The sequence below is a fragment of the Pseudoalteromonas caenipelagi genome, assembly GCF_013140855.1.
GTDB lineage: Bacteria > Pseudomonadota > Gammaproteobacteria > Enterobacterales > Alteromonadaceae > Pseudoalteromonas > Pseudoalteromonas caenipelagi.
Window position 1 is genome coordinate 161622 of sequence record NZ_JABBPG010000002.1, and the last position, 20891, is coordinate 182512.

General features: G+C 43.1%; 22 protein-coding genes. 12 read left to right on the plus strand and 10 right to left on the minus strand.

What is annotated here, in order from left to right:
* Window positions 1-34: 34 nt before the first annotated feature.
* Window positions 35-223: a hypothetical protein gene (locus tag HG263_RS05495; RefSeq protein ID WP_171625073.1), complete on the minus strand. Its 189-nt coding sequence runs from the start codon at window positions 221-223 to the stop codon at window positions 35-37.
* Window positions 224-420: 197 nt separating this feature from the next.
* On the opposite strand from HG263_RS05495, the gene HG263_RS05500 reads away from it, so the two are divergent.
* From HG263_RS05500 to HG263_RS05515, 4 genes are all read left to right on the plus strand, one after another.
* Window positions 421-702, plus strand: a complete 282-nt coding sequence (locus HG263_RS05500; RefSeq protein ID WP_171625074.1) for a helix-turn-helix domain-containing protein — start codon at window positions 421-423, stop codon at window positions 700-702.
* Window positions 703-740: 38 nt separating this feature from the next.
* On the plus strand, window positions 741-887 hold the full coding sequence (locus tag HG263_RS05505) for a hypothetical protein (protein ID WP_171625075.1): 147 nt from the start codon (window positions 741-743) through the stop codon (window positions 885-887).
* Between the two features lie 64 nt (window positions 888-951).
* Window positions 952-1491: a hypothetical protein gene (locus HG263_RS05510; protein WP_171625076.1), complete on the plus strand. Its 540-nt coding sequence runs from the start codon at window positions 952-954 to the stop codon at window positions 1489-1491.
* A gap of 377 nt (window positions 1492-1868) precedes the next feature.
* The gene (locus tag HG263_RS05515; protein WP_171625077.1) at window positions 1869-2051 is read left to right on the plus strand and encodes a hypothetical protein; all 183 of its coding nucleotides are present in this window, start codon (window positions 1869-1871) and stop codon (window positions 2049-2051) included.
* Here HG263_RS05515 and HG263_RS05520 read toward each other — a convergent pair.
* The 4 genes from HG263_RS05520 to HG263_RS05535 form a co-directional block, all read right to left on the minus strand.
* On the minus strand, window positions 2048-2725 hold the full coding sequence (locus HG263_RS05520) for a potassium channel family protein (RefSeq protein WP_171625078.1): 678 nt from the start codon (window positions 2723-2725) through the stop codon (window positions 2048-2050). The genes HG263_RS05515 and HG263_RS05520 overlap by 4 nt on opposite strands.
* Window positions 2726-2733: 8 nt before the next feature.
* The gene (locus tag HG263_RS05525; RefSeq protein WP_171625079.1) at window positions 2734-3321 is read right to left on the minus strand and encodes a recombinase family protein; all 588 of its coding nucleotides are present in this window, start codon (window positions 3319-3321) and stop codon (window positions 2734-2736) included.
* Between the two features lie 150 nt (window positions 3322-3471).
* Window positions 3472-7200 (minus strand): phage tail tape measure protein, encoded by a 3729-nt coding sequence (locus HG263_RS05530; protein WP_171625080.1) that lies wholly within the window; start codon window positions 7198-7200, stop codon window positions 3472-3474.
* Between the two features lie 66 nt (window positions 7201-7266).
* Window positions 7267-7671, minus strand: coding sequence for a hypothetical protein (locus tag HG263_RS05535; RefSeq protein WP_171625081.1), 405 nt, complete (start codon window positions 7669-7671; stop codon window positions 7267-7269).
* A 111-nt stretch (window positions 7672-7782) separates the two neighbouring features.
* Between HG263_RS05535 and HG263_RS05540 the strand changes: the two genes are divergently transcribed.
* The 7 genes from HG263_RS05540 to HG263_RS22655 all read left to right on the plus strand — a co-directional run bounded on the left by HG263_RS05540 (window position 7783) and on the right by HG263_RS22655 (window position 14201).
* A complete protein-coding gene (locus tag HG263_RS05540; protein WP_171625082.1) occupies window positions 7783-8625 on the plus strand; it encodes a phage tail protein I in 843 nt (280 codons plus the stop codon).
* Window positions 8618-9166, plus strand: coding sequence for a phage tail-collar fiber domain-containing protein (locus tag HG263_RS05545; protein ID WP_171625083.1), 549 nt, complete (start codon window positions 8618-8620; stop codon window positions 9164-9166). The genes HG263_RS05540 and HG263_RS05545 overlap by 8 nt, the downstream gene beginning before the upstream one ends.
* Window positions 9167-9174: 8 nt before the next feature.
* Window positions 9175-9978 (plus strand): hypothetical protein, encoded by an 804-nt coding sequence (locus HG263_RS05550; RefSeq protein WP_171625084.1) that lies wholly within the window; start codon window positions 9175-9177, stop codon window positions 9976-9978.
* Between the two features lie 14 nt (window positions 9979-9992).
* Complete coding sequence (locus HG263_RS05555) at window positions 9993-10331, plus strand: hypothetical protein (protein ID WP_171625085.1); 339 nt, start codon at window positions 9993-9995, stop codon at window positions 10329-10331.
* A gap of 159 nt (window positions 10332-10490) precedes the next feature.
* Complete coding sequence (locus tag HG263_RS22650) at window positions 10491-12650, plus strand: exonuclease domain-containing protein (protein ID WP_171625086.1); 2160 nt, start codon at window positions 10491-10493, stop codon at window positions 12648-12650.
* Window positions 12650-13741: a tetratricopeptide repeat protein gene (locus HG263_RS05565; RefSeq protein ID WP_343043956.1), complete on the plus strand. Its 1092-nt coding sequence runs from the start codon at window positions 12650-12652 to the stop codon at window positions 13739-13741. The genes HG263_RS22650 and HG263_RS05565 overlap by 1 nt, the downstream gene beginning before the upstream one ends.
* A 76-nt stretch (window positions 13742-13817) precedes the next feature.
* Window positions 13818-14201: a DUF1294 domain-containing protein gene (locus HG263_RS22655; protein WP_171625087.1), complete on the plus strand. Its 384-nt coding sequence runs from the start codon at window positions 13818-13820 to the stop codon at window positions 14199-14201.
* Here the strand turns inward: HG263_RS22655 and HG263_RS05575 are convergent.
* Window positions 14190-16355: a cation:dicarboxylate symporter family transporter gene (locus tag HG263_RS05575; protein WP_171625088.1), complete on the minus strand. Its 2166-nt coding sequence runs from the start codon at window positions 16353-16355 to the stop codon at window positions 14190-14192. The genes HG263_RS22655 and HG263_RS05575 overlap by 12 nt on opposite strands.
* 201 nt (window positions 16356-16556) lie before the next feature.
* Between HG263_RS05575 and HG263_RS05580 the strand changes: the two genes are divergently transcribed.
* A complete protein-coding gene (locus HG263_RS05580) occupies window positions 16557-16967 on the plus strand; it encodes a hypothetical protein (RefSeq protein WP_171625089.1) in 411 nt (136 codons plus the stop codon).
* A gap of 143 nt (window positions 16968-17110) precedes the next feature.
* Here the strand turns inward: HG263_RS05580 and HG263_RS05585 are convergent, their stop codons facing one another.
* The 4 genes from HG263_RS05585 to HG263_RS05600 form a co-directional block, all read right to left on the minus strand.
* Complete coding sequence (locus HG263_RS05585) at window positions 17111-17305, minus strand: damage-inducible protein J (RefSeq protein WP_171625090.1); 195 nt, start codon at window positions 17303-17305, stop codon at window positions 17111-17113.
* A gap of 150 nt (window positions 17306-17455) precedes the next feature.
* Complete coding sequence (soxR, locus tag HG263_RS05590) at window positions 17456-17923, minus strand: redox-sensitive transcriptional activator SoxR (protein ID WP_171625091.1); 468 nt, start codon at window positions 17921-17923, stop codon at window positions 17456-17458.
* Window positions 17910-18407: an MgtC/SapB family protein gene (locus HG263_RS05595; RefSeq protein WP_171625092.1), complete on the minus strand. Its 498-nt coding sequence runs from the start codon at window positions 18405-18407 to the stop codon at window positions 17910-17912. Before HG263_RS05595 ends, soxR begins: the two co-directional genes overlap by 14 nt.
* Before the next feature lie 122 nt (window positions 18408-18529).
* Window positions 18530-20779 carry a TonB-dependent receptor gene (locus HG263_RS05600; RefSeq protein ID WP_171625093.1) on the minus strand — a complete coding sequence of 750 codons (2250 nt, stop codon included), beginning with the start codon at window positions 20777-20779 and terminating at the stop codon, window positions 18530-18532.
* Window positions 20780-20891 lie beyond the last annotated feature (112 nt).

Genomic DNA, 20891 nt, shown 5'->3' on the forward strand with positions numbered 1-20891 from the left:
ATGGTTGGGAGGTTATAGGTCTCCCAAACAACGTTCAATCAAGTCTGTCTTCAAGCTGTTGAATTGATGAATCACTTTTATGTATAACCTCCATCAAATCAAGCAAAATTCCTGCTAACGTCTCACCTAGAGCATTTACTTGTTCAACTTGCATGCTGTTATTAGAGTCACATAGCAGAGCCGATAGTGTCTCTAGTGAAGCAGCAATGTGTTCAATTCGCATATTATAAATCTCCTTATTGACCTATTACGTTCAATCTACACAGAGGAGTATGCAAAAATCTTCGTATTATAAAAAATTTTTGATATTCAAAGATGCTATCCTTGCTCAGTTGTTACTTATTGTTATATATTTTACATATTAATAACATACAATGACTCAACAAGTCTTGATGCTGTTTATCAGGATACGGACATCAAATGAAGCTACTTTCTACAACAATTTTGGGAATGCTGCGCACTGCTGGAGGGAAAAAGCGCTCACAGACCGATATGGCTAAGTTGGCAGAGGTTAGCCTAAGAACTTACCAAAACTGGGAGTCTGGTGTAAGCAATGTCCCGTTGCACAAGTACGTACAACTGTGTGTTAAATTGTCTGTTGAACCTTCGCAATTAATACCGTCCTTATCAGCCTTAGTGCGTGGTGGTGAGCAAGCAGGTATAGAAGAAATAGACAAAGTAGATCAAACAAAACACGAGTGATATATTCATAAGAACTCAACAAACAGGAAGAGACTCTTATGAAAAAGCTATGTAAAAAACAATTGGCTGCGGTTGCAGGAGGCGGCACTATAACTCCACCACCAGCAGCAAGACAAATTCAGGAATATCAGATAAATGAGCTACTACAACGAGGAACGCAGACTCCACCACCGGTTGCCCCTTAGTTTTTTAAACCTGGCAATCTTTGCGCTTATCATTGGGTATGGGGTCCAAATATATCAGGACTCCTTGAACTTCCAACTGCTAACAATAGGTGCAATAGCCTATATAGCTGTTACTAAACTTAAAGATACTGATACCTTAGCGCTTGCGCTAATTCTGCTTGCTGCACGAGTGTCAGACCTACCCATGCAGTTTTTACCGCAGCACTTTCCAAGCTTATACACTGGTTGGGTCATTTACCCATACAACGCCATTTTTAATTTAGCTTTTCTCGTAGTACTAACGTTACGTGTGCCTCTGTTACACAAGATCACAGGCAAAACAGATTTTACCTTTCGTAAACAGGACCACTTAATGATCCTCATTTTATTCATAGCCACGATTATGGATGTGCTTTTTTTAGGGGAACATTTCTTACGCAGGCTGGATGTTATAAATGCTGTTTGTGAGGGCTGTATTGCACCTGATACGGTTCAGTACTGGTATGAAAATGCCCGTTGGTTGTATAGCATTCACCCACAAACTAAAGCGGCATTTATGTTTATAGAGTTGTTTGCGCTGTACTCAATGACGTTCAAATTTATGCAGGCTCCAACCAAAAAATAATAAAACTTAAGTTGTGTAGAGGCCAGCGATTGCTGGCCTTTTTTGTATTGGATTTTTATAAATCCAACTATTGCTAATCAATTTTCGAGTACGCTATGCTGCGAAAGCGGCGTCGAAACCGCAACCGGAATTAGTACACTTTTCAGACATTGACTGCATTGACTACTGCGATCAGCTACGATACGCTTCTGTGTGTTGGGTGGCGTGAAATAAGGCATACATTGATTATGCGCGAATAAACGCGGACAACCTTCCGGTAACGTCTTTCGAACGCCCAACAGCGCTTTTATTTATTCGAAAAAATACCGGAGCCCACATGAAACCTTTCCAAGAATATACCCATACTTATTTACGCCCCAGCAATACTCGGAGGGCCAATGAGTAAAGACAACGAGATTGAAGACGCAGAGCGTAGAGCCAATAACGTAGCTGCTAGCCTAAATGGCCTTTCGCACTTATTAAGCTCTCAACAACTGGACCCTAAAACCCAAAATGAAGTTGCAATACTATTGGTTGTACTTGGGGAATACTTAAGTTCAGATGTAAAGACAAGCCGTTAGTTTTGGCTTGTCTTTTGGTTGTGGGAAAAGCTCAGTATAAGCCCGATTAAAATTGCCATATATACATAGCCAACAAGCGCTTGAATAGATGCTATGAGCCTGTTGCTGTCATGAGGAAGTACATCACCATAACCCAATGTGGTCCAAGTCACTATGGAAAAATACAGAGAAATATTGAAATCATTAACAATATCCCCCTTAAAACTCAAGCCAGTGTTGTAGTAGTAGTTTGCAAATAAAACAATGTTTAAGCTAATAAACAATATCAGCGCGGCAAATTCTAATACTAAATACTGTTTACTAATTTTCCCGTTAAAAAAGTAAAAAAGTTGGCATAAAAACAGAAAATTGACAGAGACCAAATTGACTACTGTAAGAGCTTCTCTGTTCTCATTGAGTTCTTGGATACTAATTGAGCGAAAAAAAAAGCTGTCATCTAGCAGATACAATAGAAATTGCAATATGACGCATGCACACATAAAATAGTAAACCCGAAAACGGGTTGAATAACGAAACTTTCTAGATAAAGCAGTGAAAGATAAAGCCATAATGGGTAAAATTATTACATATTTAGCTATGGCTGGTAAGGCATAAACTTTATCTAGTATGGACAATATTATGAGTGTTATGACAGTCACAAAAATAATTACAGCGTTTTCAATAATAGATTTCATTTACTTCCTTATAAAGCTAAATATCGATAGTAAGTTGCTCTGCTAATCTTCAGTGTGTTACAAATTTGTTCAACTGTTAAGCTTTTATTTTGGTCCATTTGCTTAGCCATCACAACTGTTGGGTCATCTGCCGATATAGCAGGCCTACCACCAAATCGGCCTCTTGCTCTGGCAGATTGAAGCCCTGCGTTGGTTCGTTCCTGAATCAATCGGCGTTCAAATTGTGTAAGCGCACTGAATATATTAAATACCAGCTCGCCGCTGGCCGTTGTTGTGTCTATCGCTCCATCATTTAAAGATTTAAAGAACACACCTCGTTCGGTCAGTTCTTGGATCGTATTGACTAGGTGAGTCATTGAGCGGCCCAATCTATCTAATCGCCATACGACGAGAGTATCTCCCGGCTCTAATGCTGTTAGACAAGCTTCAAGCCCTGGGCGGTTATCTTTAGCCCCTGACACTACATCAGAATGAATATCACGCTCCGACACACCAAAGCGCTTCAAGTCATCAAGTTGCAGACTCAGATCCTGATCCTTGGTACTAACACGCGCATAGCCGATCAATTTTCCTTGTTTAGATTCTTTACTGGGCATAATCTCACTTACCTTTCATATTCATAAGTTAATGAGACTAAGATAGTTGAGATAGGTTATTAAGACAAATAATATGATGAATTTGTACTCAAACTAACATGCGGATCAAATATCTCGTTAAACGTCCGTTTTATGAGACGCTGATTTTAGCTAGTTGAGGTATTCACGACGGCTATATAAGTCGCTAAGCGCATCGTCTAGCGCATGCATCAATTCACTCTCACGCTCTTGAAAAACAGTGATGACTGTCCGACGTACATCACTCTCAGTTACGCCTGCTGGGTTTTTTTGGTTGGTGATATGAATCACGGGGTTTACCGCGTACTCAACCGATACATTGCTAACTTGCTGTTTTATAGCTGATTGGCTCTTATCTTGTTGCTGCATATGATGCCAAACGGCTGGCAACTCCGTCGGTTGTTTTGATGGTGATAAAATGTCCGGTACTCGATACTCTGGCTGTTCAAGTCGTAATGTCGGCGTATCAGGCGCTATAACATCGGGTGATTTCAGCATGAGTGGATCAGGGTCTGCAACTGAAACGAAAATAGGATCAGGCTCTGTGATTACTGGCAGTGGAGAATCTAAAGGATCATGGTGTGCAACATCAATGTTAGATTTTAAGTTTGCTGTGTTAAATTTGGGCAAGTTGGTGTTATATCTTTGCTCCAAAGTGTCAAATTCGGGTTTTGTAGTGTTAAGTTCGATTAGTTCTGCACTAAAAGGCCGAAGCTCTGGTACTGAAACTTCTGGGGCCTTTAAAGTAATTAGCTCAATATCTGGTACCGCAATCTCCGGTGGATTAATAATCAATGGTTCTGGTGACTCCGCATAAATGGTCATCACCTCCGGCATAGTGATCATAGTCTCTGGCGGTGTCAGGTTTACCTGCTCTGGGTCATCCTGTGTCACGTTCAATGGCCGAAGCGCTGGTACTGCAATATTTGGAGCAGTTAAAGCAATTGGTTCAATACCAGGTACCACAACCTCTGGTGAATCAGTATGAATGGCCACCGCCTCCGGCATAGTGATCATAGTCTCAGGTGGTGTTAAGTTTACCGGCTCTGGGTCATCCTGTGTCACGCTCAATGGCCGAAGCGCTGGTACTGCAATATTTGGAGCAGTCAAAGCAATTGATTCAATACCAGGTACCACAACCTCTGGTGAATCGGTATGAATGGCCACCGCCTCCGGCATTGTGATCATAGTCTCTGGTGGTGTTAAGTTTATCGGCTCTGGGTCATCCTGTGTCACGCTCAATGGTCGAAGCGCTGGTATTTCAATATTTGGAGCTGTCAAAGCAATTGGTTCAATACCTGGTGCCGCAATTTCAGGTGGAGTAACTATCAATGGCTTTGGTGAATCGGCATGAATGGCCACCGCCTCCGGCATTGTGATCACAGTCTCTGGCCGTGTTAAGTTTATCGGCTCTGGGTCATCCTGTGTCACGTTCAATGGTTGAAGTGCTGGAACTGCAATATCTGGAGCTGTCAAAGCAACCGGTTCGACATTTGGTACCATGATCTGAGGTGTATCAATGAGCATGGGCTCAGGAGTTTCGGCACTCACCACAACAGGCGAACTGACAGCCAAACCAGCAGCTAATGCGGTTGCTACGTTGTTGTTAGTACGCGGCTGAGATGGTTGTAATACAACTGGTTCTATAGGCTCGTTTTCATTCTCACCCCAACTAAATATTTCTGAAATACCATCACGGATAGTGCGCCCAACGCTACCCAGCATCGACAAAGCGCCATCGAGCAAAGACCCAATTATGTTTTTACCAGCATCTGTAAGATCAAAGCCTTGCCACCAGTCGTATAGGTGTTGCCCTGCATCCCACAACATTTTTAGAGGGGAAATATCCCATAGCAGCTTTAGGGGGGCTGATAACGTATCCCATAAATTACCAGCCATTTCACATAGGGCATCCCAGTTGTCATATAACAAATAGCCAGCCCCCGCGATGGCCATAATAGTGAGCCCCACGGGGTTAGCAGCGAGTGCTAATAGTCCACGTCCTAAGAATAGCGCGGCACGTCCTAGCCCAGTGAATACAGGAGCCAACCATCGAGCACCGGCTAGTAAACTCGCCATGCCCGTTTTCATGCCAATTGCAGCAAAGCCTAATACAGACACGGCTGCAGCTAAAGAGGCAACCACCGCAGCACCGGCAGCAAGTGCAACAACAAATGCGGCCACATCCGGGTGTTGCTCTGTAAATGCAGCGATACCCTCAGCCAAATGGACCACCATATCGATAACCGGCTCCGCAACGACACCTAGTCGCTCCACACCGTTGGCCCATGCCTGCGTTAGTTTACGGCCAGCAATACCAAGGCGATCCCAACCTGTTAATTGTTCCTGTAGTTGTGTTTGGGTTTTGTTATGGTAATTGCCCAGAATAGCCTGATAATCACGCATACCAAGCGCCATTGCCTCAAGGGTCTTTATTGGTAAATCGTCCGCGCCTTTCGCTGCAAATACCGTCTCAATGAGCCCCCGAGCCTTTTGTGCATCGTCTTTATAAACGCTGGTTAGCTCTAGCATTAGCTTACTAAAACTTTCAGATTGCAAAGCTTTATTGTCTGAATTTAATCCTTGTTTAAATTGCGCGAGTTGCGCTTTGATACGATTGGCACTAGCGCTATCGTTGCCAAGCAAAGTGTCTATCAATCCGGCTTTATTGCCTTTTCCGACCAACTTCTCCCAGTTGCCACCGTCGGTTAATTGGGCGCGAGCTTCTTTCATTGTGTCGGCTAAGTAGTCATAGTTGTAAACTCCAGCCTGCGCGCCCTTTATTAAGATGGCTGATACCTGCTCCGCACTTAGGCCCATTTCAGCAAGTAGCGGTGAATACTCATGAAAGGTGTCTAACAAATCGTCGGCACGGTCTCCGGCCTGTTGGTAAATCGTGCTGATCAGGTCGCCGCTGGTGTCAAATGACACATTCCAGGCTGTACGCATCTGGGTTTGCGCCCGTATGATTTCAGATGCGTCAATGTCCATGCCTAAACCACTATTTACGCGCTGTAGCGTAACAGCCGACTCTACGGCGTTAGCCAGTTCTGCATCAATGAGCCCAGTTTGCTGGTTGATTTTAGCCGCTGCACCTATCAGCTCGGTTGTATCTAGCCCCAATTTAGCTTGGAGACCCATTAAAGGCCCTTTAAGTTGATGTACTTGTTCTTCGGTTAACTTAGTTGTGGTTTGTAGCTGCTTAAGCCCCTTGTCCCACTCATACGCCGCAACAGCTCCAGCGCCCAAGGCCGCAGTTAAACCAACCCCCACGGCACCGCCGCTAAGTTGATCACTGAAGCTTAAACCTTCCGCTAATTGCTCAGTTTGTTTTAGCTCCTTATTTACGTCTTTAAGCTCAGATTCTAATTGCTCTAAATTTTTATCAAACTTACGTGTATCAATGCCTGCGGCTTCAAGGGCTTTGCTTAAACGTTTAGTGTTTCGCTCCTGGTCTTTTAAGTCTTGACCTGTTTGGGCCAACTCAACTTGTAACTGGCTTTGGTTACGTTTAGCCAGCTTAACTTCACTGTTTAGCTTTGCTAATTGCTGCTTTTGTTCTTCGCTTAGCTCGCCTGACTCTTTCTCAGCGTCACTTAGCTTTGCTTGCTCCTTGCGAAGCTTCACAAGCTGGTCTTGCTGTGCTTCAAGCTTTTCAGTCAGGTCAGTTTTGCGCTTTGATAGCCGCTCTGTTGCTTTCTCAGCAGATTGAAAAGCTGTGATATCGCTTAAGCCTTGCTGGAGCTGCTTAGATGTTGCTAACAGCTCTTTGGATTTGACATCGATCTCATCGACTTTATCGCCAAACATATCTTTTACGCCAACTGCTAGCTGTAGCGCAAACTCATCCGTCGCGTTCATCCGTAATCACCTCAAGCAAAAAAGTAAGTTCGTCGATATCACAGTTAAATAGCTCTGTTGCGCTGGCTAAGCCGTTTTTGCTGATTGTTCTGATGGCTGACTTGAGCTGTTCTTCTGAGGTGTAGACGAGATTTTCGGCGGCTTTCCCAGCAGATACTGGAGCGAAACCAAATCCCGGTAAGGTAAGTTTTCACACAGTTTCATTGGGTCAAACTTTGAAGGTTCGATCAGCTCCATTTCATCGTTAACACAGCCAAACTCAACCACTTGAGCTGTAACACCAATCAAAACGGCATCTGAGTTTTCTTCACCAAACTCTGACTTACTAAAGCGAGTTGCTTTAATTCGATGGACGACTTTTGGCTCAGTGGTTTTTCGCGCATGAGTGAAGTCTTTACCATCAATGGATAACGGCTCACTAAGAGCAAGCAAGTTGTTGTCAATCTGGGTTTTCTGATCTGTGGTTAGCATAACGGGCTCCGTTTATTAGTTAACTAAATGTCTAAACAATCTTATCTAACCCCAGAGTTTGTTGTTGCCGTACAGCAACACGCGAATTTGTAAGTTGCTAGTCTAAGCAACATGAAAGCAAACAACTTAATACCAGCGTCTGTACAGACCAAAGCACTAAACGCCATCTCGCAGTCTGCATCTGCTGAGTTCGAGCAATTGCGTGAGGTGGCGAGTCGATTGAATATTTTCGACGTTGATAGCGTGCCAGCAGAGTTTCTACCATTTTTGGCGTGGCAGTTTCGTGTCGACGTGTGGAGTTCAAACTGGCCAACAGACGTTAAGCGCAAGGTTGTAAAAACAGCTCTAGAAGTTCATAGAACTAAAGGCACTGTATATGCCGTAGAGCTAGCACTGGCTGCTGTTGGAGTAACAGCCGAAATAGTTGAATGGTGGCAAGCAGAGCCACAGCAAGAGCCTGGTACATTTGATGTAGTTGCGTATACAAACAGCAATATTACGCCAAATCAACCTAGCGCTATCAATGTAAAGCTAATCGACCAGCTAAATGCGTTGATACAGGGGGTTAAGCGTAAAAGCCAACATTACACCATAACTGTTGGGCTAGAAATGAGTAAGAACATTTCTACCGGTGTCGGAGGTTTTGGAGGTAATGCAAGTAATGTATCTGGCAGTTTAGTACCTCGTCAGCCATCTGTTTCTGGGGGCGTTGTTGCGGCGGTCACAGGCAATACAAATAGCCATTTAACATCATCGGGAAGCCTGATCCCGAGGCAACCAAAAGTTAATGGTGGCATGACTCAGGCAGTCGCTGGACTAAGTGACAACACAACAAACATTACAGGCAGTTTAAGGCCCAGACAACCGAACATTAGTGGTGGGTTTAAAACGGTGCTTACAGCGCACAACACAGCCTGTGTATTTATAAGCGGGAGATTGATCAGGCATGAGTGAAACAACGTTCGAAGTATACAACTTTTATATAACAGAAGCTGGGGAAAGCCTGTTGCTAGATGCTCAATTCGGCGGCTCTCAAGTGAAATTGACTCACATCGCGGTAGGAACTGAGAGCTATGACCCTAGTACCAAAGTAAATCAGACTGCGCTGGTATCTGAAGTAGACAGGGCCGAAGTGCGATCATTTAAAAGGGTCGACAAGACACTGCAAATGGCTGCAATTTTCGACAACCCAGACAAAGCCTACAACGTAGGCGAAATCAGTTTAGTTACTGAAGAAGGCGTGCATTTTGCTGTCTACAGCCGTCCAGGCAAGCTAATAGGCGCAAAAACTAATGCAGGTAGGTTCATGCCCCGATTTGGTATGGCAGTTGACCTAATCCCGTCAGAAGCGATTAACGTGTCATTGGCTGGAGATAACCTAAATCTAGTGCTCACCCCCGAGCTAGCTCGATTTACTCTCGCACAAATTAGATCATCCCGTGTACAGATTAGCATCCTACATCGGGAAGTAAAACAAATAATCAATCAAAATTAGGAGGTTGTATGTCAACTGATCAAATCCTGTCTCAAGTGGCTGATGAATGCACCAAAGCCGTTGATGCATGTGGAGAAGTCGTAAACACCGTTAATGGGAAAATGGGTGAGATATCAGGCGCGCTACAAAGTGTTAAAGATGACGCTCAGAGCACAATGGACCAACTTGGAGATACTGTAAACCAATATGTAGTTGGTGCTCGTGATGAGCAGAGCCATTTTAGACTCTCTAAAAATCAGTTACTTAAAGTAAAAGATTCTGAAAGTTTTCCATATGGCTGGAATGCAGGTTACATAAAAACAGCGACGTTATTGGAAACGGTAACGACTGGTATTGAACCAGAGCAAAGATCCCCGTTAGCAAGGGAGTTTCTCGCAGCCATTAATTCCGACCGTCAACACTTTGCAACAAATTTCAACATCTGGGAACTAGAGATTTACCCAAATATTGATGGAGCAACAAAACCCGCATCCTTTTTTTGGCAGCATCTGAAATGGAGTTCTGTTGTAACGATTGCGGCTATCGTAAAACACATTACTGGAATAGTGCCTGACTCTTTCTATTGCCATGGATTGCGAGCTAATGAGCCAGCAAAGTTATGTGGTAGACAATACCAAATAACAAACCATAGACATGGTTATATACATATGCACCCATTTGTCCGAGGGGAAGGAAAAGATCTATCTGAAACAACTGTGATTCAAATTGCGTTACCAGCCGCCGTAAGTGGTTACGTCGATTTGACGAACAACGCATGGGGGCAGTTTGCGTATCTAGGTGACGCCACCGAAAGCGCATTTGACGAAATTTAAGTTTAGGAGGCAAAATGAAACTAGAAATTTATATAAATGGACAGTGGAAAACTATTGAAAACCATATGCCGTCAGATACGCCTGAGTATCAAATAGAGGCATTCATAAAGGAGAATTGGCAGGTAAATGGAAACGCTCCACAATTTCGAACTCTGTTAAGCGAAATTGAGGTTACAAGGGCTCGCCAGGAAGCGTTTAAAAAAGTAACTGATGGACAAGGACTAGATTTACTGGAATTGATCGCTAGTCGTCTTGTAGCTGATCCCACGTTCTCTGATATCGCGGAACCTTTACAAAGTTGGTTGGACGCAAAGGCTGAGATAAGAGCTCAGTATCCTAAAATTAGTACGTGATTCATGTAGTCCCGCCTAAGCTCATATAGTCCCGTAATTGGATTTACAAAAGTCCGATTGCGGGTTTATAAAAATCCCGTCCAGCCCTATACGCTTAAAGCATCTGGCACAAAATAGGTTCGCATGTAATACTGTATAAAAAAACAGTTGAGTGTGTCTGTGCAAAAACAACTACCGCAAAAATACTACCTTGATCATTTTAATGAGTTTATTGCTTTTACAAGCAAGCATAATATGCATTTGCTAGATGATGAGCATAAAGCTCTGTTGGAACAAATAGATAGGCTAACAGAAGACGAACAGTGTTTAGTTATAAGGCTGCTTAATCGTAAATCGAGTTTTGTTGCTTATTCGTCGATCCAATATGAAGAAATCAATAATATCGAGCATTCACTAGCGATATTGTTTTCGCACAGTTTGGTGGAGCGTATTGAACCTGAACAATTTACGCAGTGGTTAGGTATCATTACCAAACCTGAACTTATGTTGCTTTGTGAGTTAAGTGAGGTAGATAAAAAGCCCTCCCGTAGTGCAAAAAAGTCTCTGTGGCTGGATTTTGCTCGTGAGCACTTGTCATATGTTGATGTTGCGCATCACGATGTATTAAATCGCTATTTATATGTGCGTATTGCAGCGCAATTCGAGTATTTTTTATTTTTGTTTTTTAATCGTTTAGAGTCCAATTTAAGCCACTTTTCGATGCGTGATTTAGGGGTTATGAAAACTCACGACACAGTCAATGGCGCGAGCTATTTTGAGCATAAACAACATGCTCTTTATGCCTATCACTATGCTAAGCAGGCACAGCAACTAGAAAACATTAATACTCCACAAAGCATTGAAATGGCAAAAACGCTGTTGTCGCAGAGCCAAGGTGTTGAGCTTGGTGAGCACGCATTGCTGAGAAAAGAAAAGGTAATGTACAAACTTGCCTGTATGTTGGAAAAACCACATCCCGAATTGGCGTTATCATTGCTTGAATGTTGCCAAAGTGCAAAAGCACAAGAAAAGCGTGCGCGTTTATTATATTTAGAAGGTGAAACGACGTGCTGCAAATCGTTACTTGAAACGATTTTAACTACCCCAAATGACGAGCACTTATTGCTGTTTGCTAAGGACTTTTTACTGCGCAAGTTCGGCCAAAAGCGCACTTCTATTTTGACTGATTTACTGCGTGAAAATGAGCAGTTCATTGCGATAGATGAGGCCTATAAAGGTAATACAGAGCAAGGGGTCATTGCCCACTATGCTAACAAAGGCCAACAAGCATGGCATACCGAAAACCAGTTATGGCTGGCATTATTTTCGCTGGTTTTTTGGCAAGAAATTTACGAGAACAAGCTGAGCATGCCTAGCAATCAGTTTGAGCGTTATCCCCAATTACTCAAGTTAAATCGGTTTTATGAGGTGCTTGGGAGCGCAATCGAACATAAACTGACTTATATTTGCCAGCTATCAGACTTTTCAAAATGGTTGCTAAAGCAAGCATCTTTATCTTTTGGCAAACCTGGTTTGATATTCAATTGGAGCGATGCGCTTTTGGAGCAATTGCTGATACTTGTTAAGCACTCAAGTATGACTGCAATTACTGAACTGTTGCGAGCAATGAGCAAAGACTTTCATAATCTCAAAGATGGTTATCCCGATTTGATGGTGCTTGAGGGTAGCAGCTTAAGATTTGAAGAAGTTAAAGCCCCTGGTGACGCTTTACGGCGAAATCAATTAGTATCGATTAATCGACTAACGCTGTGTGGGTTTGCTGTTACGGTACAAAGGACCCTATGGCAATGTGACCCAAACCAAGTATATGTCGTGGTTGATTTGGAAACAACGGGAGGTAAAAAAGAGAGTGACCGAATAACGGAAGTTGGCCTTGTTAAAGTGCAGCAAGGTAAAATTGTGTCTAAGTGGCAAAGTTTAGTGAATCCACAGCGGCACATTCCAAAATACATCACGCAACTTACTGGTATCGACAACGCAATGGTCGCAACGGCGCCAAGTTTTAGTGAGATAGCGCCCACTGTGAGTAAGTTTTGTGAGAATGCTATATTTGTGGCACATAACGCGAACTTCGATATGGGGTTTTTAAAACATGAATTTCAACGTTTAAATATTGCATTTAGTAAACCTAAATTATGTACTGTTCAACTGGCTCGTAAATACTTACCTGGTTACCCATCCTACTCATTAGGGAATTTATGTGCCGCTTTGAATATAGATTTACACCAGCACCACAGAGCATTAGATGATGCTTTGGCTGCTGCACAAATATTACTTTTGATAAATGATGTAAGGTTATCTGAGCAAACCGTTACTTAGTGAGTAACTCGCTAAGCGTTTTGTATATTCAATATTTTGCAACTAGAGTTAAGGGTATTGATAAGCCATGTGGTGAGGTTGTATTGCGCTTACTATTATTCATTGTGGCAGTGTTGGCTACCTTTACGGTTGCTGCTCGCACTGTAAACCCTGTAGGCATAATGAACGAGGCGGAAGATTACTTAACCGTTAATCCTGCTAACTCAATCGTATTGCTTGAGCAAATAGAAGCACCAGAGGAACTCCCAGATAACTTATTTCTACGGTGGCATTTGATTATGATGCGAGCTTCAGTGCCTACAAATCAACTGACCAGATTGATGGACTCTCTGGAAAAAGCTTTTACTAAACAAAGCACGCCTTACTTTAAAAATAATATTACTTCAATAACCAGTGCGCTCGGTATTTGGTTACGCAGGGAGCGATATTATCAAGATGCGCAAACGAGCTTAGATTGCTCGTTTAAATACGCACAAAATGATCGACAGCGCTTGACCTTAACCAATAGCATGGCGTTGGTAGCGCGCGAGCAAGGCGCTTACAAAAAAGCGCGTAACCTGTATGCGCGCTCTAAGTTGTTAGCTGAGCAGATGCAACAAACTCCGGTGCTTGCGATGATAGAAAATAACCTTGGCGTCATAGCGTTAGATCAAGGCAATATTAACGAAGCAGAGCAACTGTTTCGTAAAGCATTAAGCGATTACCAAGAAATTGATAAACGTTCGGGGAAAATTTCGGCAGGTATTAATCTATTGTTTGTATTTGTAATTAAAGAGCAAGTGGTAAACTATCAGCGTTTGATCGGACCTACTTCTAAATTAACCGCTATATTTCCAAATCAATCAAAGCAGGCATTGTTGTTATGGCTAAACGCGCGCTTTGAGCAACTGCAAGGGAATGAGCCTGATGATAAACTTAAGCTAGCACTTAAAGTCGCGTATGAAGAGTTACAAAGTGACAAAGCAAAAGCGCAAGTGCACAAGTACTTGGCAGAAAAGCTGAATGTTGATGTGAGCCTACCACTACTACCAGCAAGACAACGCTTTGAGGCGAGTTGGTTTAGTGTGGTTGAAGCGTGTAATTGGGACTAGCGCTAATATATTCATACTAATTAAGGTAAAATAACGGCAAATTATTATTGGTTGATCCATTTTGTCGGCTTTCTCTGTGAATGTGCTATTTAAAGCACTTAGCTACTCGCTATCTCGATGTAACTGGCTATTAATTGTCTTAGTTGTGTTATCTTTGGCAAGTGATAGTCACTTTTTTGCGCTTTTAACGACTGCGACGCTCACTTACTTAGCGATTATCAATGTGTTGTTTATATGGGTGTTTTGGCTAGATAAGCGCCGAGCACAACACGCAGCACAAAGGATAAGTGAAGGCCAGCTATTATGTTTATCTGGACTCGCTGCAAACATTAGCATGTTTGCAGCGCAAAAGCTGCTACATCATAAAACACAAAAACAGGCATTCAACGCTAAATTATGTGTGTTTACGCTATTACAAAGCATTGTGCTGCTGAGCTTGTGTTACTGGTTATTCATTTAATAACTCGGGCGCATATTCATCAATGATAGACCACCGCTTAGTGGTTTTTTTACTTCCTTGACCTAAGATCCAGTAGCGATAGTTAGCGTTAACCTGACCATTAGCGTGTTGGATATCTAACCATGCATTTAAGTAGTTAAGCAGGTCGTAGTTACGTTTGGCAACAGCAAAGCCTGTCGGATATTTACTCACTCCGCCTTGGGGCACAATTACCCCAAACTCGGGATAAAACATGCTCCAAGCAAAGCCTGCTTCTGCACTGATCACCAAGGCATCATATTTTTCAGGCTGATTAAAGTAAGTTTTAAGGTTAGCCAGTTGCTTAAACTTGATATTGGGCATATCTTTGCTGACATTGGCAAGTAAAGGGCCATACTCAACATGTGCAAACGTTAGGTTTTGCTTTTCAATTTGGCTGAGGGTGGCAAACCTATCTAATTGATGATCTTTAGCTAGCAAGGCCAATTGCAGTTGCAGTACTTGGTCGCTAAAGCGCACTTTAGTTAAGTCTGCTACGTTTATCTCAAGCCCAGACATGGCAATATCAAAATAGCCCTTATTGAGATACTCGCTGAGTTGATGCTTTTTAAACGGAATAAATTCAACTTGTACATTAAGATCAGACGCTAAACGGTGAGCTAGACTGATATCAAACCCCACCAATTCGTTCTTTTGATTAAAATAACTAAAAGGCACATTGTCGATAAGGTAGCCAATGCGTAATAGGTTGCGTCTCTTAATCACATCGATGTTAGTTAAGGACAATTCGCCACTTTGATAGGCTTTAGGCACATAACTTAGTACATGCCCCGGCACTTTATCTGCAACCACCATATTGGCAATGACTTCATCTGCCGCTTGAGTATTTTTAGCTAAATGACTATTGAGTGTAAAGCTGGCTAGCATAAAAGCAGGTAATAAAGCGCTAAACAAAGTTAGATAATACACAGAGCGCAACCGTTTTAGATGTAGCTGTTTACGGCAGTAAAATATGCTCAGTAATACAAAAGCAAAGATGTAAACCACCGTTGTAGGCGAGACCACTTTTGCCGTTAACACTGACATGGATAAGTACAGCTGATAGCTATCGGCGGGAATTTTAAGGCTATCCAACATAAATGGAATGGCCAAATGCACGTTAGCAAAGTAGCTCAACATAGCTGACAGCGTTACATTGGGGATATCTGCAAGCCCTACAGGGTTGCCCGTGAGCCATCCCGCAAACATCACAAATATCAACGTGGTTAATTTACCTAAACTCGGAAAAGTATAGGCAATGGGCACCAATACTTCAGCAATATGGTCGGCCTGTTCATCAGCTTTTTTGATACTGCGTAAGTGCTCTTTTATGCCTTCGGTTATAACAGGCAACACGATAAAGACATTACCGGTACTGAATGCCGTGATCCAAGCATTGCGCATTACCATGATCAATGCGCGATACTTAATTGGAGTAAGCGCAGCCACTAACATTGGTAGTAAAACCAGCATCAAGTAAAGACCTAGGCACAATACCAAAACCCAATACACCTGCAGATTATTTAGTTCCTCAACGCTTAGCGTGCCTGCGGTGCTTGCTGTCATGGCAAATATACCAATAGGAAAAATACCAATGACTTTTTTTGAGATAACCGTCAGGCCTTGTCCAATCACGTCAAGAAACTCTAACACCGCATTTTTACGCTTGTTGGCAATCAGGGCCATACCTAAAGCGATACAAAATATCACGATAGCGGGCACATTGCCTTCGGCTAAGGATGCGAACGGGTTGGCAGGGATATACTGCTTAGCAAAGTCTATCTCGCTATTAGAGGTCACCAAAGTTGGTGAGAAAAACGTTCCGGCATCATGATGTGGCAAAGTAAAGGTAAAGCACCAAATAGCAAATAAACCCACGGCCCACAAACACACCATCACCGTTGCCGCTTTGAGTAAAATACTGCGTACTTGCTCTGGATTAAACTTACCTAACCCCACAATAAGGCTGACAACAATATAAGGGAAAATGGTAATTTGCATGAGTTTGACAAAACCAGCCCCAATTGGCTGTAAAAATGCCACTCGTTCACCAAAAATAAGGCCTGTTGCAATACCTAAAATTAAGGCCCATAACATCCAGTTGCGATTTTTTATAAACTCTAACAGCGCTTTCATAATTGATAGTAACGTAACTTATTGTGCTTATAAGCATAATAGAAAATGAAAAGAGCGGGGATTTTACGTGTTAAAGCTGACTAGAAGGTGAATCTACGACAAAAGCGTAGTCAATTTAGTTGAATGTCTATAACCAGAGAAGTTTTCTGTAATCACCTATAGTTAAAGTAAAGGCGTAAAGTTATTAGCAGGAGCAAGCTGATGAAAGAGTTACTAATGAGTTTATGTGTGTTTATAACCAGTATGGGGATGGTGAGTGCGCACGGACAAGAACAGCAACAGGGGGCTTCGCAAGTACGTGAACAAGCAAAGGAAAGAGGGCTAGCACAACGTGAGGCCGCAGCACAAAAGCGGGAAGTTGCACAAGAAAAGCGGGAGCAGAAACACGCGTTGACAGATAAAAAAAGAGAAGCGGCTCGAGAGCAATTAGATCAGGACGATAAATTGAACAAAGCTGAACACAAAGCAAGACAAGCGGCACACCAAGCTCAAAAAGACGCCAAAAAAAGTAAATATGATATGAAAAAGAAAAAGCGAGAAGCGCGTCGTAAAGCCAAAGAAGCCAAACGCAAAGCTAAAAAAAACAAAAATGAGAATAATGGGATTGATTGACACTATGGTCGTGAAAATAGGGCTTGGTTGTTGAATTGCTGATGCCTTTACTTGCGGGGGGGGAGTGTGAAAAACGCACCTGGACCCTGTAACAGATTCTGTGTAACCGTCATTTAGTTAATATGCTTTTCGAACTCGATCATTCAACGACTCTTCTTCTCATAAAATAGTCGTTGGCCTTTGCTACGGATTTTTGCCTTTCGTTCAGCCATTGTTGTTTTGGCTGTTTCATGTTCGATGAACGAAGATTTTCGTGAGTCTAAGTTTTCAAATGCTCGATTTACTTGTTTAGTTAAGCAAGTGTCATGCAATAATTCTTTTCGTTGTTGCTCAGCCATTTGCTAAGCTGAACGTCACATTTTGATAGGGGTGAAAATATTTGAAAGATCCTGACCTTCGTCAGGATGACAGTGCGGTTTCTAGAGAGCACTGACTCGTGCTAGGTTGACGGCGAGACACAGGAGATATGTTGTTTTTGGCTGTATTCATTACCAGTCTTTGCCAAGCAACAATGCGCCACTGCCAGTTTCACCTAATACATCGTCTGGGTTATAAATGGGGCAATTTTTCATAGATAAACAACCACAGCCTATACAGCCTTCCACTTGGTCTCTGATTTTTTGCATGTAGGCAATTTTTTCATCTAGCTGTTGTTGCCATGCTCTTGAAAGCTTGGCCCAGTCTTCTTTGGTTGGTGTGCGGCTGTCGGGGAGCGTACTTAGGGTTTGCTTGATTTCTTCAAGGGTGACCCCCATTTTTTGTGCCGCTTTGATAACCGCGATGCGCCTCAGCACGTCTGGTTTATAGCGGCGTTGGTTACCGCTGTTGCGCCAGCTGCGGATCAGTCCTTTTTGTTCATAAAAATGCAAAGCAGACACTCTTACGTCGCTGCGTTTGGCAACATAACCGGGTGTCAGGGTGGCATCTTGTAAGCGCTTTGTATTATTTGTTGGCATCTTTTTTTACTCGTGTTTTCCAGCCTGTATACTTGCCATGAACACCTCGGGTAAGATTAGTAAAGCTAGACTCTAGTATGTCTACGCCATACAAAATACCTACCACAATGATGGACAGTTTTACCGCCACTAACGGTCCCACAACGGCAATAGATACCCCTATTGCAGCGAGCATCCAAATGGTTGCGGCAGAGGTAACACCCACTACCACGCCTTCTTTTGAAAGCATCACACCCGCGCCTAAAAAGCCAATACCAGTGACTACTTGCCCAATGATCCGTGATGGATCCGCTACTTCATTGTTAACTTGAATAGACAACATGATAAACGCATACGTGCCTAACACAATGAGTGATGACGTACGAATACCGACCGGCTTACCGCGTAGTTGGCGTTCTAACCCGACGATGGTGCCAGTTAAAATTGCGGCGCCAATATCAGGCCAGCGAAGTGGGGCAATACTAAATAAGGTTACTAAGTCCATGAACATCAAGTTGTAACAAGTTAAACCATGAGTTTAATCGAATTTTTGTAGCGATGACAGATAACAAAATGAAAAAAGCCCAGTTAGATAAACTGGGCTTGTGATCTTAGGGAGTGTGTTAATTAAAAGCTGTAGCTTACGCTGAATTTTATGCTGCGAGGCATAATATAGCGTCCGTTAGGCGAATTAACGTTACGCGGGTCACCTTCAGTGATCCCTTGCTCGTCGGTTAAGTTATCTGCGGCTAATTGTAGTTTTACGCCCTCTGCCGGTTCAACAATCAAGCCAAGGTCAAGTTTCTCGTAGCCTTCTAACACAACGGTGTTTTCGTTGTTACCAAAACGGTCATCAACGGCCGAAAATGTGCCATACACGGTTGCAAACATACCCGCAAGCTCAAACTCATAGCTTGGTGTAATGCGTAATTGCCAGTTTGGTTGGCGTTGGCTGTCATTGCCTTCATTGGTTGGGCTGTCGGTTATCTCTGCATCTTGTATCGTTGCGTTAAGGTTTACCGATAAGCCTGACTCATGGTTATAGTTGTAATCAAGTTCTAACCCTAACGCTTCGTTGGTTAAGATCTCCGCAGGCGCACCAGGTCGGCGTACAAAGGTATCGCCTTTTACTTCGTTTTTAAATACCGTTGCAAAGAAGTCGGTGTTATCACCCATAAACTTATAACCAAGTTCTGCTTGCGTGACTTCTTTTAATAGCGGGTCACCGGCTTGGTAAGTGCCGTAGTTGTCTCTAAAGTCATCAAAGTAAGGCATTTTGTAGCCCTTGTTGATACGCGCAAATACGCCCATATCATCGGCTAGTTTATAGTCAGCACCCACAGTCCAAGAAGTTTTTCGTTCGCTGTAATCAACTACTTTATCAATGCTGCTATTAAGGTCTTCATCTACTGAGTAATCTACCTGATGACGTTCAGAGCGTAGTCCTAAATCTAGGGTTAATGTATCGGTTGCTTTATAGCTTTGGGTTGTATAAAAGGCGAGTGTTTTAGCATCACCTGTACTATTGATATCGTAATTCCACGCACAGCCTTCAACTGTTGAATTACACTCAATGCCTTCAAGCATTTCACCACCAGGCGCAAGCACGTAATAGGCCGCGTTACCTAGGCTCCACCAGTCTTTTGCTGACGTTGAAGCACTATAGATACCAAATGCGCTATCTAGCTTGTTAAAGGTTTTGCTAAAGGCCAGATCGTTGGTAAATGACTCAATGTCTTTTAATACCACCCAGCGGCCCATACTTTGTACGGCGGTGTCTGCTGAATAGCGTGTGCCGGTGACATAGCCCGTGGCATCAACACCATTGTCTGCCACGTCACCTAGCGATGTTGCAGTCCCAGCAGGCACTAGGCCATAGGTATTGGCATCCCCTTGAGTAAGGCTAAAGCGGTCAATAAGGTGCCAGCCATTTTTTAACTCTAACTTGATACTACCGCCTGATACATGGCCCTTCCAACCACGGCCTTCGCCAAGGTCTATTTCCATTGCTTGCGCGCTGGTGCCTGCGTAAATGGTTGCTTGGCGGTTGAGGGTGCCTAATTGTGTGTATTCGGCATCTACACCGTCAACATTCAGGGGGGTAGGCAAATACCATGCGCCCGTATCGTCGGTTTGACGGGTATAAAGGTTAATTTCGCCGTTGTCTAATTCTTTGGTGACATTAATGGTCACTTGTTGACCGCGTTCAGATGTAAAACCCGCGTCACGAATACCCGACGAGCGTTTGATATACCCACCTACCATGTAATACAAATCGTCACTTAACTCGCCACTGACTACAGCATCTAAACGCTGAAGACCATAGTCACTGGTGGTGTATTTGAAAGTACCTTCGGTGTCTTCATGGCCACGTTTAAGTTGAAAGTTGGTTGTTAAACCCGGTTGACCATTTGAAACCACTGGGTTTGGACCACCGCGCAGAGCTTCCATCATGCTGATTGTTTCATCTAAACGAAAAATTGAAGAGTTTTCTAAAAATGAAAGTGTGGGGGCTGGGTAAACCGGTGAACCTTGTAGGCTTACGGTTAGAAAAGGTGCATCACCACCACCAGGAAAACCACGAACAAACACGTTAGCGCCAGACTCACCACCAGAGCTTTCAACCCAAATACCTGGTACTGCTTTTAGTAGATCGGCGGTGCTTTTAGGTGCCAGTTTATCGATTTTAACAGCGTCAATATTAGTTACAGCAAAACCTGCATCGATTTTTCTAATTCCGCGACCACCGGCGGTACCTGATACAACGATAGTTTCGACTTTTTGTTCTTTAGCTTGAGTGTCTTGTGCTATCGATTGGTTACTTAAAACTGCAGCAATGGCTGAAGCGAGCAGTGAGTATTGCTTGAGTTTGCGCATGGGAAAGCCCCTTTTGTTGTCATATGGTTCATATCATTGTGTTGCGCCACTCCCCAAAACTTAGCTGTAATAACCAAGTTTGTAACCCAACAGAGGGGAGTTTGCAGATGGC